Source organism: Acetobacter sp. KSO5 (assembly GCF_044094635.1).
Classification (GTDB): Bacteria; Pseudomonadota; Alphaproteobacteria; order Acetobacterales; family Acetobacteraceae; genus Acetobacter; species Acetobacter cerevisiae.
Map to the genome: position 1 here is coordinate 2,587,738 of NZ_CP172014.1, position 13,583 is coordinate 2,601,320.

Annotated in this window: 14 protein-coding genes; 6 read left to right on the plus strand and 8 right to left on the minus strand. The window is 61.1% G+C overall.

Annotation, left to right across the window (positions count from 1 at the left end):
- Nucleotides 1–2 precede the first annotated feature (2 nt).
- Complete coding sequence (locus tag ACHQGU_RS11615; protein WP_395495108.1) at nt 3–884, minus strand: hypothetical protein; 882 nt, start codon at nt 882–884, stop codon at nt 3–5.
- A 107-nt stretch (nt 885–991) separates the two neighbouring features.
- Between ACHQGU_RS11615 and ACHQGU_RS11620 the strand changes: the two genes are divergently transcribed.
- From ACHQGU_RS11620 to ACHQGU_RS11640, 5 genes are all read left to right on the plus strand, one after another.
- Nucleotides 992–2,203 carry a glycosyltransferase family 4 protein gene (locus tag ACHQGU_RS11620; protein ID WP_395495109.1) on the plus strand — a complete coding sequence of 404 codons (1,212 nt, stop codon included), beginning with the start codon at nt 992–994 and terminating at the stop codon, nt 2,201–2,203.
- A gap of 57 nt (nt 2,204–2,260) precedes the next feature.
- On the plus strand, nt 2,261–3,082 hold the full coding sequence (locus ACHQGU_RS11625) for an NAD kinase (protein WP_253554196.1): 822 nt from the start codon (nt 2,261–2,263) through the stop codon (nt 3,080–3,082).
- A 134-nt stretch (nt 3,083–3,216) separates the two neighbouring features.
- Nucleotides 3,217–4,032 (plus strand): OmpA family protein, encoded by an 816-nt coding sequence (locus tag ACHQGU_RS11630; protein ID WP_395495110.1) that lies wholly within the window; start codon nt 3,217–3,219, stop codon nt 4,030–4,032.
- Between the two features lie 32 nt (nt 4,033–4,064).
- Nucleotides 4,065–5,117, plus strand: a complete 1,053-nt coding sequence (locus ACHQGU_RS11635; protein ID WP_215754173.1) for a flagellar motor protein MotA — start codon at nt 4,065–4,067, stop codon at nt 5,115–5,117.
- A gap of 2 nt (nt 5,118–5,119) precedes the next feature.
- A complete protein-coding gene (locus tag ACHQGU_RS11640; protein ID WP_395495111.1) occupies nt 5,120–6,100 on the plus strand; it encodes a peptidoglycan -binding protein in 981 nt (326 codons plus the stop codon).
- 30 nt (nt 6,101–6,130) lie between these two features.
- On the opposite strand, the gene ACHQGU_RS11645 is transcribed toward ACHQGU_RS11640, so the two are convergent.
- From ACHQGU_RS11645 to ispH, 6 genes are all read right to left on the minus strand, one after another.
- Nucleotides 6,131–7,603, minus strand: coding sequence for a hypothetical protein (locus ACHQGU_RS11645; RefSeq protein WP_395495112.1), 1,473 nt, complete (start codon nt 7,601–7,603; stop codon nt 6,131–6,133).
- A 71-nt stretch (nt 7,604–7,674) separates the two neighbouring features.
- Entirely contained in the window at nt 7,675–8,178 is a 504-nt protein-coding gene (locus tag ACHQGU_RS11650; RefSeq protein WP_395495113.1) for a peptide deformylase, read from the minus strand.
- Nucleotides 8,179–8,190: 12 nt separating this feature from the next.
- Nucleotides 8,191–8,757 (minus strand): RBBP9/YdeN family alpha/beta hydrolase, encoded by a 567-nt coding sequence (locus tag ACHQGU_RS11655; RefSeq protein WP_395495114.1) that lies wholly within the window; start codon nt 8,755–8,757, stop codon nt 8,191–8,193.
- A 24-nt stretch (nt 8,758–8,781) separates the two neighbouring features.
- Nucleotides 8,782–9,294, minus strand: coding sequence for a ribonuclease HI (gene rnhA / locus ACHQGU_RS11660; RefSeq protein WP_062141436.1), 513 nt, complete (start codon nt 9,292–9,294; stop codon nt 8,782–8,784).
- Nucleotides 9,278–10,252: a homoserine kinase gene (locus tag ACHQGU_RS11665; protein WP_395495115.1), complete on the minus strand. Its 975-nt coding sequence runs from the start codon at nt 10,250–10,252 to the stop codon at nt 9,278–9,280. The genes rnhA and ACHQGU_RS11665 overlap by 17 nt, the downstream gene beginning before the upstream one ends.
- A 15-nt stretch (nt 10,253–10,267) precedes the next feature.
- Nucleotides 10,268–11,266: a 4-hydroxy-3-methylbut-2-enyl diphosphate reductase gene (gene ispH, locus ACHQGU_RS11670; RefSeq protein ID WP_043553687.1), complete on the minus strand. Its 999-nt coding sequence runs from the start codon at nt 11,264–11,266 to the stop codon at nt 10,268–10,270.
- A gap of 240 nt (nt 11,267–11,506) precedes the next feature.
- Here ispH and ACHQGU_RS11675 point away from each other — a divergent pair, with 240 nt between their 5' ends.
- Complete coding sequence (locus ACHQGU_RS11675) at nt 11,507–12,097, plus strand: hypothetical protein (protein WP_395495116.1); 591 nt, start codon at nt 11,507–11,509, stop codon at nt 12,095–12,097.
- A 124-nt stretch (nt 12,098–12,221) separates the two neighbouring features.
- Here the strand turns inward: ACHQGU_RS11675 and ACHQGU_RS11680 are convergent, their stop codons facing one another.
- Complete coding sequence (locus tag ACHQGU_RS11680; protein WP_395495117.1) at nt 12,222–13,583, minus strand: ABC1 kinase family protein; 1,362 nt, start codon at nt 13,581–13,583, stop codon at nt 12,222–12,224.

The following is a 13,583-nucleotide window of genomic DNA, read 5'->3' on the forward strand; positions in this document are numbered from 1 at the left end:
TGTCACGGCGAATCCGGGTCAGCGGCCAGAACGGCCAGATCCTGCCGGGCCAGATCGGCCTCATGGCTGTCAGGGGAGAGGTCCAGCACATGCTGCCAGTCCGCCTGTGCGCCGGTGGCATCCCCTACCTGCTCCCGAATAATCCCACGCTCCAGCAAAGCCGCAGCATCGTCCGGCATCCGCTGCAAGGCCAGCGTAATATGCTGGGTGGCTTTATCCAGTTGCCCGAGCCGCCGCTCAGCTGAGGCCAGCAGCACAAATGCCTCGGTAGGAGCTTCTGCGCCCCGCGCAACCAGCGCGGTCAGATCCGTCACCACAGCCCCGGTATTGCCCTGCTCAAGCAGGGCGCGCGCTTTGGCGAGCCGCAAATTCGTATCACCGGGGCGGATGGACAAGCCATAATCGACGATATTCAGCGCGCCGGGCGGATTACCGGCTGAAAGCCAGGCTTCTGCGGCTTCTTCCGCCATCACAGCCCGCAGGCTGGCAGAGCTTTCCGGGCCGGAGGGCGGCGCTTTGCGCACCAGATCATCCAGCTCCTGCGCCGCGTCCAGTTCATCGCCCAGTTCCAGCAGGGCCAGAGCATGGCAATGCCGCGCTTCCCTGTCCCCGCCGTGCTTCATCCAGTCCTGTGCGTAGTCCCGCGCGCCGAAGGGGTCTTCTTCCACCATGCTCATGCAATCGGCCAGCGTCCATGTTTGCGGCGCTTCTTTGCCCCCGTGGCCAGTGCTCGTTCCCGTCCCCACCTGCCCGACTGCGGGATGAGGGCGGATGGTGGCCGCGCTGGCCGGAACACCGGCCAGCAACAGGCCTACTCCGAGTGTCGCGGCAAATGGTGCGCAGCGCGCCGGAACGGACCGGGCAGAGAAGGACAAGTGCGTCATCTCTCTTTCCATAGCGCGGATACGGGCCGGGTGGTCAAGTCGGGCCAGAAATGCGGATGTTCGCGGAAGAGTGTCTGTTGCCAGAAAACCATGCTAACAGCCCTAATATGACGATACCGCCACATTCCCCCGTCATCCTGCAAATTCTTCCCGCTCTGGAACAGGGCGGTGTCGAACGGGGCACGCTGGAAATGGCGGATGCCATCACGCAGGCAGGCGGCACTGCTCTGGTGATGAGCGCTGGCGGCAGGCTGGTCCCTTCGCTGGAACGGCTCGGGGCGCAACACCACACCCTGCCCCGCTGTGGGAGCAAAAACCCGCTCTCCATTTTGCGCAACGCCGGCACGCTGGCGCGCTTTATCCGGCAGAATAATGTGGCCCTCGTCCATGCCCGCTCGCGCGCACCGGCATGGGTGGCACGTCTGGCCTGCAACCGCACCGGCACCCCTTTTGTCACCACATGGCATGGGGTGCATGCCAACAATTTCCCTGGCAAAAAGCGCTATAACGCCGTTCTGGCCTCTGGCGACCGCGTGATTGCCATCAGCCAGCATATCGGCCAGCGGCTGGCGCAGGAGTATCATGTCGGGCCGGACCGTCTACGGGTCATTCCGCGTGGCGCTGACATCACTCAGTTCAGCCCGGATGCCGTCAGCGGACAGCGGGTGCACCGGCTCGGCGAGAGCTGGGACGTCCCCGCTGGCGTGCCGGTTCTTCTCATGCCGGGCCGGCTGACGGAATGGAAAGGCCAGCGATTTCTGCTGGATGCGCTCGCACGGGTGAAACAGACAGCGCCCATGATGCCGTGGGTCTGCGTGTTTGCCGGGTCCTGTCCGCCCGGCCATGCCTATGGGGAGGCCCTTGTTGCCCATGCCCGCACGCTGGGCCTGACGGAACAGGTCCGGTTTGCCGGGCATTGTCAGGATATGCCGGCTGCCATGGCACTGGCCGCGCTGGTGATTATACCTTCCCTCCGGCCAGAACCGTTTGGGCGTGTGGTGGTGGAAGCACAGGCCATGTCTCGCCCCGTAATCGTCACAGCCCATGGCGCGGCGCTGGAAACGGTCCAGCATGGCCTCACCGGCCTGAGCGTTCCCCCCGGTGATGTGCAGGCGCTAGCCGAGGCTATTGCCAGTATCCTGCACGCCCCGCCTGAGGCTCTCCACGCCATGGGAGAGGCCGCGCGCGCCACCGTGCTGGCGCACTACACGACCCACGCCATGCAGCAGGCAACCCTGAGCGTTTATGATGAGTTGCTGGGCACCAGCCTCCATAAAAATGAGGCCGCCCCCTTTCAGGACCTGTCCGTTGCAGGATAAGGGATGCGGCCTGCCCGCCCGCTTTTTCCGACACCGGCCCGCTATGGGGTGCCTGCCATGACCAGCTCTCCACTTCCCTCCGCTCCCCCGTCACCCGTGCTGACCAAAGTGCCGGAACGCATTGCCTTTATGGCCGCCCCGACCGAAGTCGCCAGACACGAGTTTGACCGCCTGACTCACCAGTATGGCAACTGCCATCCGGGGGAAGCCGATGTGGTTGTCTGCCTTGGAGGCGACGGCTTCATGCTGGAAACGCTGCGCGTGGTGCTGGAGCAAAATCTCACCGTGCCGGTTTACGGGATGAACTGCGGCTCCGTCGGGTTCCTGATGAACCCGATGCTGGAAGACAATCTGCCCAAACGTCTGACCACCACCCAGGCCGCCACCCTCCATCCGCTGCGCATGACGGCCCGCACCATGCAGGGGGACACGCATGAGGCTCTGGCCCTGAATGATGTCTTCCTGTTCCGCCAGACCCGTCAGGCCGCCAAAATCCGGGTGGATGTGGATGGGATGGTGCGCATGCCGGAGCTGATCTGCGACGGCGCATTGCTGGCCACCCCGGCCGGCTCCACCGCCTATAATCTGTCCGCCCATGGGCCGATTGTCCCGCTTTCGGGCAATCTGCTGCCGCTGACCCCCATCTGTCCGTTCCGCCCCCGGCGCTGGCGCGGCGCGCTCCTGCCTTCTACGGCACAGGTGGGCTTTACCATTCTGGAAGCTGAAAAACGCCCGGTCGCGGCGGTGGCTGATTCGATTGAAATCCGCGATGTGGTCTCCGTGCACATTCATGAAGACCGCAATCTGGCCGTAACGGTGCTGTTTGACCCCGGCCAAACCCTGTCCGAACGCATTACCGCAGAGCAGTTTTCCGCCTGATGCCCTACATTCGCCCCGTTAGGCGCATAAAAGATCACTCTGAAGGGTGTTCTGCCATTTCACCCCGCCCCTCTTCTGGTTTAGTCTTGCCCGCAATGCACAACTCTCATCTCCGACCGCGCCGTCTGACAGGATTGTGCGCCCTCCTCCTGCTGCCGACCTCGCTCGCGCATGCGCAGGTTGTCACCAATACGCAGGCGCTGGATGAACTGGCGAGCAAGCACCCCGCCCCGGCTCATACCGCCCCGCATCCGGCTGCGCACAAGACAGCCCCCGCCCCCAAACGGGTCGCGCCGAAGCCGGTCACCCAACCGCCGCTGACGCACGCGGTCACGCCCGCTCCCGCAGCTTCCGGAACACCGGCGGCTGCCACGCAGAATGCGCCTGCCGCTACTACGGCTGCACCGCAAACCACACCAACTCCTGCTGCCAGCACCACAGCACCCGCAGGCAATGCCAAGCCGGCAACGCCCGCCCATCCACCAGTTCCGGCAACCATTCCGCTTGCACCACCGCCGGTGCCGCAGCTCACGCCAGCTCCGCCTGATGTGGAACTCCACCCGTTCCCCATGCCGGCACAGCCTGCCATTGACGAAAAAGCCACCGGCACTGTGTTCACCATTCCGGGAGGTGTTCGGGTTACCTTTGCCGCCGGGGCCGCTACGCTGAACCCCGAAACACATCAGGCTCTGCTGGGTTTTGCGCAGTCGCTGGCTGACAAGCCGCATGTGCGCGCCCTGATTGATGCCTACAGCTCCGGCGCTGTGGATGATCCATCCCTGCCCCGCCGCATGTCCCTCTCTCGCGGGCTGGCGGCACGCAGCGTGCTGATGAATAGCGGCATTCCCTCCACCCGCATTTATCTGCGCGTGATCGGCCTGCCCAAAACCCCCGTCGATCATGGTGGGCAGGATTATATCGATATTTACCAGTCAGACGCTGTACCCTGACGCCCTTCCTCTTCTAACCGGACCGGAACCAGATGACGCGCCCCACACAGTATCTTTTCAGAATGATCGGGTTTCTCGTGTGTGTGGCGCTTGTCGCTGCAACATTGTGGCGGCCACTGCGGGATGCCTTCTTCAGCAACCCGCTGCTTGATGGTCTGATTCTGGGGATTCTGGCCATCGGTATTCTGTGGAATGTCGTGATGGTCCGCCGCCTGTTGCCGGAAGTAGGCTGGGTGGACGCCATTCGTCAGTCCCGCACCGGTCTGGCTGCCCTGCCGCCGCCGCGTATGCTGGCCCCGCTGGCCACGGCCCTCGGCACCCGCCCGGACCAGCGCGGTAACCCTGCCGCCCTTTCCACCCCCGCCATGCAGGCCGTGCTGGATTCCATCTCCGGCCGACTGGATGAAGGGCGGGAAGTCTCCCGTTATCTTACGGGCCTGCTGATTTTTCTGGGTCTGCTGGGCACCTTCTACGGCCTGCTGCTGACTGTCGCCGCCATTGCGGACGTCATTGGCAACATGTCCGTCGGTGGTGGCGATCTGGACGCCATGTTCGGCCAGCTCAAAACCGGTCTGGCCAAGCCGCTGCATGGCATGAGCACGGCATTTTCCGGTTCTCTCTTCGGTCTGGCCAGTGCGCTGGTTCTGGGCTTTCTGGACCTCACCGCCGGGCAGGCACAAAACCGCTTCTTCAACGAGCTGGAAGAATGGCTGGCGGAACAGACCCGCTTTGGCGCACCCTCCGGCTCTGGCGTGGAAAGCACGACCTCCGTCCCGGCTTACATTCAGGCACTCTTGGAACAAACGGCCGAAAATCTGGAATCCCTGCAAAATCTGGTCCGCACCAGCGAGGCCCGGCGTGAGCGGGAAAGTGCTGTGCTGAGCAAGCTCTCTGACCGGCTGGAATCCACCGCAGGCCAGACAGAAGCCCTGCATAATATTGAACGCCTGCTGCAAACGCTGGTGCAGAACAATGAGGAAGGCCGCACCCGTATGACGACGGATCTGCGGAACGACCTGCGTCTGCTGGCCCGCACTATTGCTGCAACAGCCGAGACTGCGCCCTCCGACCGGAAAGCACCCTGAGCATGGCCCGCCGCCGCAGAAAGCTGCACGCCGGACTGGATGCGTGGCCCGGCTACGTGGATGCGCTTTCCACGTTGCTGATGGTCGTTATTTTTGTGCTGCTGGTGTTTGTCATGGGCCAGACCCTGCTCTCCGCAGCGCTGAACCGGCGCGAGCATGTACTGGAAAAACTGGAAGGTCAGACGGCGGAACTCTCCCGCCAGCTTGATACGGAACACGCCCGCAACCATGCCCTGGAAGACAGCGTGACCGGCCTGCAGGCCCAGCATACCCACGATACGGAAGCCCTCTCGGCTCAGACCGCCGAGGCCGAAACCGCGCGCAATGCCGCACAGGCCGCCAGCACTCTGAGCGTTGCCGACCAGACGCGGGTCACACAGCTGAATGATGAACTGACGGACCTGAACGCCCGTCTCGCTGCTCTGGCGCAGGCGCTCGATGTCTCGCAAAAAACCGTGCAGAACAAGGACGCCACCATTGGCGATCTTTCTGCAAAACTGAATACCGCTCTGGCAGACAAGGTCGGCCAGCTTAGCCGCTACCGCTCCGAATTTTTTGGCCGCCTGCGGGACATCCTGCACAACCAGAAGGGTGTGCATGTGGTGGGCGACCGCTTTGTGTTCCAGAGCGAAGTGCTGTTCCCGGTGGGGAGTGCTGACCTCTCTAAGGAAGGCCAGTCAGAAATCCATACGCTGGCCCAGACCCTTAAAAGCGTGACCAGCCATATCCCTGCTGATATTCCGTGGATTTTGCGCGTGGATGGCCATGCTGACCGTCAGCCCATTCACACCGCCTTCCCCAGCAACTGGGAACTGTCCAGCGCCCGCGCCATTACCGTGGTCAAGCTGCTGGTGGCGGAAGGGATCAACCCGCACCATCTGGCCGCAACCGGCTTTGCGGACTATCAGCCGCTGGATACGGAAAGCAATGCTGCCGCCTACGCCCGCAACCGCCGGATTGAATTCCGTCTGACGGACCGCTGAGAACATCCCTGCCGGGAGGCTTTGTGCCCCTTAACCCGGCAGTGTGAGTATCTTGTCCCACACCAGCAGGATGTGCCCGTCCACCGGCTCAACCATGCGGGCCGAGCCGAAGCGGATCTGTGCCTGAGCAGCCTGCGCGGGGGTATCGCACAGAACAAAATTGCCGCCCTGCGTGTACCAGTCGCGTTTTGACAGGTAATGAAACGGCTTGATTTCGGCGCCAAATTCCACCGGCGCAATGCGCACCTGATTGGGTAGACTGTTACTCGCGGCACTCCAGTAGGATGCAAAGCCTTGCGTGAGACCAAGGCGGGCTAATTCCATATTGATGGGGAAGTTCCGGTTTGTCTGCCAGATGTGCAAGGTTGGCGCTGGCACACTCAGCACCGCATAGACTGCCGCTCCTACCAGCCCCATTGTCCGGCCGGCAGCAGGCAGAACCGTATGCCGTGCCAGCAGAAGCGTCATCATCACATATGGGAACACCAGATAGCGGGTTGAGGCATTGTCAATCGCCAGCTGGCTAAACGTAAACGCCCCGACCATAATACCGATGCAGAGCAACGCAGCATAATCAAACAGATCTAGCTGGCGCGTTTTACTCCGTGCAACGCGCACAACACCCCACAACGCCAGCAGCAACACAGCCAGATGGAGCAGTTCTTTCCCTGCGCCCTGCAGGGAGAACTCTTTTTCAAAAAAATACGCACCGAAGAAGTGCAGAACCCCGGAAACCAGCACGGAAAGATTATACCAAACACGCGTCTGCCCGGCGAAAGACATGGTCCACAATCCCGGCACATGAAAAGCGCCGTTATGTGCCAGCACGGTTTTCAGCACATGCGCCAGCCCCAGCGACGCCAGCACGCACAGCACCAACCGCCCGTATTCCAGCCGGCGACTTTGCACGCTCAGCAGAGCAGCAGACCCCAGAACGGGAAGGACAAAGCAGTATTTTACAATGTCATCACTGGCGAGGCACAGGACCAGCAGCGCAACAAACACGGTCCACACCGCCGGTTTCTCCTGCCTGATCTGCGCAAAAATCAGCAACCAGCAGACCAGCACCCCAACATAGGCACCCATATGGATGCAGGGGATCAGCATCACCTGCACACCAAAGGCCGTGGGGGCTGCAACCAGAGCCAGCCACCACCATGCCCCAGCCGGAGCCATGATCCGACAGAGCCGGAAAGCCAGCAGCACCAAAGCGGCCAACAGCATGGCCGGCACCAGATAGTAAAAAGACAGATGCCAGCCTGCCAGACCCGCCAGTACAACGTATGGAAGCGTTTCTGTTGCATAGTAGGATTCAGCGGAAAGGTCCCAGCCATGCAGCAGACCATTTCCATGCAGGATGTCCTGCGCCTCCAGCACAGCGGAGGCACTGTCTGAATTAAGCGGCAGGGTGGCCGCCAGAGACATGTAAAAGCCGGACAGCACGACAAAAGCTAGCAGATAGCCAAAGCTCTTCTTGCTGATCTGTTTGAATAGTACAGACACTCTTGCTCTCTCAAACACTGGCTTTCCCCCAAACGCAGGGGCAATTTTTTCAAGCTTTAACCGCCAGCACTTTACCGCTGGAGGCGCTGCAATTTCTCATACCGGGCAATCACACGCTTACGCCTCAGGCCGGACAGCCGCTGAATCCAGAAAATCCCGTTCAGCTGATCAATCTCGTGCTGGTGGCAGGCCGCCCGCAGACCCTCCGCCTCCTCCACATGGGTCACGCCATCCAGATCCTGATACTGCACCCGCACTTTGGCGGCCCGCTCGATCAGATCCGTCACGCCCGGCATGGAGACGCTGCCCTCTTCCTGCCGGACCGTTTCTTCCGACATCCAGATGATGTCCGGGTTCACATAAATCTGGGGCTGCGGAGCATCGGGGAGTTCCAGCACCACCACACGTTGCGCCACGCCAATATGCGGGCCGGTCATACCAATACCCGGTGCGGCCCGCATGCTGTCGAGAATATCCTGCGCCAGAGCGGACAGACTCTCGTTAAAAAGCGTCACAGGAGCGGCTACCTGCCGCAAACGCTGGTCAGGAAAACGGACAATCGGGCAAATTGTCATAGCGAGGGGCTGTCAGGCATGCGTCAGGAGATCAAGCAGTTGAGGAAACTGTTCGTGCCCCTCACGCCCCAGAAAATGCCCACCACCCGGCACTTCCAGCGTTGTGGTGTGCAGAGACGTGGCAAGAGCCTGAGACAGACACGGGTCCACGATCTGATCATTGTCAGAAAAAACAGACGCCCGAAACGCACTCCGGCGCTGCAAGTCCTCATAATCCAGAGGGCTATCCGTAAAGGCATCCAGTTCCGGCAGGGTCTGAAGATGTTTGTCGAACCCGGAAACCAGAACATAACCTCCCACCGTCTCCCCTTTGGGGCGGGACATCAGATGACGCAGGAGGGTTACGCACCCAAGACTGTGGCCAATCAAAACCGTCTGGTTGTTCAGGTGCGGCAGAAGCGTATCCAGAGCCTCGGCCCAGGCTTCAGGCTCCGGGGCCTGAGACGCTGGCAGAGCGGGCACAGAGACCGTGGCTCCGCGCTGTTCTAACTGCTTTTTAAGCCAAGGAAACCAGTGCGCATCAGGATTGGCCAGATAACCATGGACAATCACATACTGTCTTGAGGACAAATCAGGCATCTTCTGCTCCGGACAGCGCGACGCTCAGCTCGCGGTTTTCATGGCCTCTTCGACGGTTTTCCGGGCTTCGGTGGCGAGTTCATCCACGCGCTCATTTTCCGGCACACCGGAATGGCCCTTCACCCAATGCCATGAGACATCATGCTGTTTGGCCGCATCCAGCAAACGCCGCCACAAATCCATATTGGCAACCGGGTCACCCGAGGCATTCCGCCAGTTGCGCCGCACCCAGCCCGTATGCCAGCGCGTAATGCCGTTGCGCACATATTCACTGTCCGTATGCAGCCGCACTGTGCAGGGGCGCTTGAGGGCTTCCAGCGCTTCCGCCGCCGCCGTCAGTTCCATACGGTTATTGGTGGTGGCTTCTTCCCCACCAGAAAGCTCACGCTCTACACCTTTAAAGCGCAGCAGCACCCCCCAGCCACCGGGGCCGGGGTTGGGGCGGCATCCGCCATCTGTCCAGACTTCCACAACCTGCGGAGAAGGCTGCTCCGCCAACTGCTCGGCAGGGGCGCTCATTTCAGAATCCGTAGCCATCGACCGTCTCCGTTGCCAGATGGAAGCGCAGGCGCTTGAGGTAATCCAGCGGGTCTTTAGGGGTTACCAGTGCATCTGGCGGCGTGTTGATCCAGTCATACAGCCGCGTCAGCAGGAAGCGCATGGCGGCACCCCGGGCCAGAACCGGCAGCGCCTGCCGTTCTGCGGCACTCAGCGGGCGCACAGACTCATAGCCCTGCACCAACTGGCGGCCGAATGTGACGTTAAATGACCCATCTCCTTCAAAGCACCAGGCGTTGAGGCAGATGGCGATGTCATAGGCCAGAAAATCCGTGCAGGCGAAATAGAAATCAATCAGCCCGGAGACGGTTTTTCGCAGGAAGAAAACATTATCGGGGAACAGATCCGCATGGATCTGCCCATGAGGGAGCGCAGGATTTGCACCCTGCCCCGGCCAGTACGGCAGAATATGCGTAAAGGCCGCATCCAGTTCCGCCAGCAGGCCGGGATGCACCGCATCCGCCCCCGCCCGGCAGGAGTCCAGCAGCGGCTGCCATGCGTCCGGCCCCAGAGCGTTGGGGCGCACAGGCGTATAGGTCCGCCCGGCCTCATGCAGCTGAGCCAGCGCCTGCCCAAGCGGGCGGCAATGTTCCTGCCGGATTTTACGCGGCCATACACCGGGGAGAAAGGTTGTAATAGCCGCAGGCCGCCCTGCGAGTGTGCCGAGCGTCTGCCCGGCTGTACTAGCCACCGGCTGCGGGCAGGAAACACCCTCCCCCGCCAGATGCTGCATGAGCCCCAGAAACCACGGGAGTTCCTGCGCATTCACCCGCTTTTCATACAGCGTGAGGATAAAATCCCCCTGCGTGGTGCGCAGCTGAAAATTGCTGTTTTCCACACCCTCGGCAATGCCACGAAATGCCACCAGATTCCCAATGGCGTAATCGCTCAGAAAAGCCTCAAGGGCTTCATCGCTCACATCTGTATAAACGGCCATCCTTCTGCGCTGCCCTCAGCCCAGAGGAGCAGGCAGGCGGAAGATCACGCTTTCTTCCTTCACCGTGCGCTCATCAATGCACAGGGTGTAACGCTTGGCCATTTCGGCCACCATTTCCTGCACCAGTGCTTCCGGAGCAGAGGCACCCGCCGTAATGCCCAGCGTGTTCACGCCTTCCAGTACGGACCAGTCCAGCGCATCCAGACGCTGCACCAGCAGAGCACGCGGTGCGCCGGAGCGCTCGGCCACTTCCCGCAGGCGCTGGGAGTTGGAGGAGTTGGGGGAGCCGATCACAATCACCAGATCGCATTCCGGCGCAATGGCCTTCACTGCTTCCTGACGGTTGGTAGTGGCGTAGCAAATATCCTCGCGCTTCGGCCCCTCAATCAGCGGGAAGCGTTCGCGCAGGATATCCACGATCTCAGCCGTATCATCTACGGAGAGCGTGGTCTGCGTGATAAAGGCCAGACGGGAGGGATCAGCCGGCTGCACGGTGCGGGCTTCTTCCGCATCGTTAATCAGCGTAACCGCACCGACGGGCAGCTGGCCCATAGTGCCCACCACTTCAGGATGCCCGGCATGGCCGATCATCAGGATATGGCGGCTTTCCGGGCCACCGCCGGCAAAATGACGCTCGGCCTCGCGGTGCACTTTGGACACCAGCGGGCAGGTTGCATCCAGATACAGCAGGTTGCGGCGTTCCGCCTCAGCCGGGACCGTTTTGGGCACACCATGGGCAGAGAATACGACGTGGCCATCAGGCGGAACCTCATCCAGTTCCTCGACAAAAATGGCACCCTGCGCTTCCAGAGCTTCCACAACCGTACGGTTGTGGACAATTTCATGACGCACATAAACAGGTGCGCCGTAGCGACGGATGGCTTCTTCCACCACGCGGATTGCGCGGTCTACCCCGGCGCAGAACCCACGCGGACCAGCGAGAAGAACCTTAAGAGACTTGCCATGCGGGGCCTGTGCGGGCTCCTGTGTGGCGGCGGGAGTTTGATCGGGCATGGTGTTCCCCAAACTTGCGGCGGACGGTATAGAAAAAACAGCTATAAGAAGCATAAGTAAGGTAGGCTATGCCCGAAACCCTGAGCAGGTCGCGGTCACCGTGGCCATGGCCTACGCAAAGCGAGGTGGTGATGCAACCCGTTTTCCGGCATTGTGGCCAGCACAACCCTGCTTGATGTCTATGTTTTGCTCGTTTTTTATCTGTTCAACCCCCTCTAACCGATAATTCCGGATTTGCACATGTCCCAAGACCTTTCTCATCCACGCCGCCTGCTGCCCCGCTTTGCGGTGTCAGGTCTTGCGGCTCTTGGCCTGCTGACCATCCTTGGTGGCTGCGGGGATGAGGAAAATGCCTCCATTGCCTTTGCCCCCTCCTGCCCGCTCACCCATATTCCGCCGGAAGCTGCGGATTACTATCTGTATGACGGCAAGACCGCGACCTTCCCGCATCTGATCACGCGGGCGAGCATCCTGAAATTACAGGGGGATTGTCTGGGCGCCGGGCCGAAGGATCTGAAAACCCGAATCGCTTTGCGTTTTGTAGTCAGCCACGGGCCGGCCGCCGCTGGCAGCACTGTCACGCTGCCCTGGTTTATTGCCGTGCTGCATGGGGACCGGATTGTGAACAAGCATGTGTTCAAACACACGTTCCAGTTCCCGGCCAACCTCTCCAGCATTACCAGCGACAGCAAGGTCGTGACGGTCGATCTGCCCATTCCGCCCAAGAACATAGACTCGGATTACCGGTTTGAAGTGGGCTTCCAGCTCACCAAAGAGCAGCTGGACTATAACGAACAGCATCTGAAAAAAGTTGACTATCAGGCTTACTAAAGCCTGAAACGGCAGCCATCCTGTCTGGCACGTGTGCCGGTGCGGATAGCTGCCAGCCTGCCCTGTTACCCCTCGAAGGGTAGACCGCAGAGCAGGCTTACAGGACTAACCTCAACAGAGCAGGTTAGCTGGCAGGCGTTGCCGGGAAGCGCGCAGCGTCAACGGCAGCTTTCTGGCGAGCAGCCAAAGCGGCTTCATCAAAGTCCTGCACGATCTCATGAAAGAGTTCGTACCAGTTCATCTTCACCTTCAGCCGCATGAAGACAGAGCCCAGCCCCACGGCGGAACGGTCCACCAGCACAAATTCCCGCGGCAGGCGCACACCGCCCGTGCGTTGCAGGCCTTCATGCACTTTGGACAGGATTTCACGCCCCAGAGCGGGATTGTTGCCTTCCTGAATATACCGCACGCGGTTATCCATCAGCGGTTCATACAGGAACCCGGCCCACTCGTTCAGGACGTCGATCTTTTCCGGGGTCAGGTCCGTAAAGCCCCACGCGGCATACGCTTGCGTGGCCAGTTCCTTATCCTTGGTCTGCAAGGCCCGGTAGAGGTCGATATTCCCCTTGATGAAGGACGGATTGAAAATCCGGATCGCCCCAAAGTCCAGCAGGTTCAGCCCGTAATCATCCCGCACGGTGAAGTTCCCCATATGAGGGTCTCCATGCACCACGCCATACTGATACAGCGGCACGTACCAGGCGCGGAACAACGTGCGGGCAATCTTCTGCTTCTGCTCTTCCGTCAGGCCTGCCTGAATAACGGCGTTCAGGCCGCGCCCGTTGACCCACTCCATGGTCAGCAGGCGGCGCGTGCAGAGTTCATCAATCGGAGCCGGCACCGTCACTTCCGGACAGTCAGCCAGAGCGGTCCGATACAGCCGCATGTTGGCGGCTTCACGCAGATAATCGAGCTCTTCGCGCAGGCGCTCGGCAAGTTCTTCCACCACGTCATCCTGACGGATGGCGTTATCCAGCCGGTGGTAAACCCCAATGGCCATACGGAACTGGCGCAAATCGGCTTCCACCGCCGCATTCATATCCGGATATTGCAGCTTGCACGCGACCTGCCGGCCATCGGCCAGCACGGCTTTATGCACCTGCCCGAGGCTGGCAGCCGCTGCGGCTTCCCGTCCGAAGGAGCGGAAATTCCGTTCCCAGCCAGCCCCCAGTTCCGCCGTCATGCGGCGGCGCACAAAGTTCCAGCCCATCGGCGGGGCATTGGCCTGCAACTGGGCCAGCTCTTCCGCATATTCCTCCGGCAGCGCGCCGGGGATGGTGGAGAGGAGCTGAGCCGCCTTCATCAGCGGCCCTTTCAGACCACCGAGAATGGATTTCAGATCTTCCGCATGTGAGGCACCGCCTGAGCGAATCCCCATTTTGTGCCCGGCAAGGCGGGCGGCAAGACCACCCACGGTGCCGGTTGTCTGGACCATGCGGCGCAGCTCACCAAAAACGCCGCTATTGTCCAAGTCCCGTTCGGCCAT

Coding starts and splice junctions, on each gene's coding strand:
- ACHQGU_RS11615 (WP_395495108.1), bottom strand. CDS start 884: ATGACGCACTTGTCCTTCTCTGCCCGGTCCGTTCCGGCGCGCTGCGCA.
- ACHQGU_RS11620 (WP_395495109.1), top strand. CDS start 992: ATGACGATACCGCCACATTCCCCCGTCATCCTGCAAATTCTTCCCGCT.
- ACHQGU_RS11625 (WP_253554196.1), top strand. CDS start 2,261: ATGACCAGCTCTCCACTTCCCTCCGCTCCCCCGTCACCCGTGCTGACC.
- ACHQGU_RS11635 (WP_215754173.1), top strand. CDS start 4,065: ATGACGCGCCCCACACAGTATCTTTTCAGAATGATCGGGTTTCTCGTG.
- ACHQGU_RS11640 (WP_395495111.1), top strand. CDS start 5,120: ATGGCCCGCCGCCGCAGAAAGCTGCACGCCGGACTGGATGCGTGGCCC.
- ACHQGU_RS11650 (WP_395495113.1), bottom strand. CDS start 8,178: ATGACAATTTGCCCGATTGTCCGTTTTCCTGACCAGCGTTTGCGGCAG.
- ACHQGU_RS11655 (WP_395495114.1), bottom strand. CDS start 8,757: ATGCCTGATTTGTCCTCAAGACAGTATGTGATTGTCCATGGTTATCTG.
- rnhA (WP_062141436.1), bottom strand. CDS start 9,294: ATGGCTACGGATTCTGAAATGAGCGCCCCTGCCGAGCAGTTGGCGGAG.
- ACHQGU_RS11665 (WP_395495115.1), bottom strand. CDS start 10,252: ATGGCCGTTTATACAGATGTGAGCGATGAAGCCCTTGAGGCTTTTCTG.
- ispH (WP_043553687.1), bottom strand. CDS start 11,266: ATGCCCGATCAAACTCCCGCCGCCACACAGGAGCCCGCACAGGCCCCG.
- ACHQGU_RS11675 (WP_395495116.1), top strand. CDS start 11,507: ATGTCCCAAGACCTTTCTCATCCACGCCGCCTGCTGCCCCGCTTTGCG.
- ACHQGU_RS11680 (WP_395495117.1), bottom strand. CDS start 13,583: ATGGCCGAACGGGACTTGGACAATAGCGGCGTTTTTGGTGAGCTGCGC.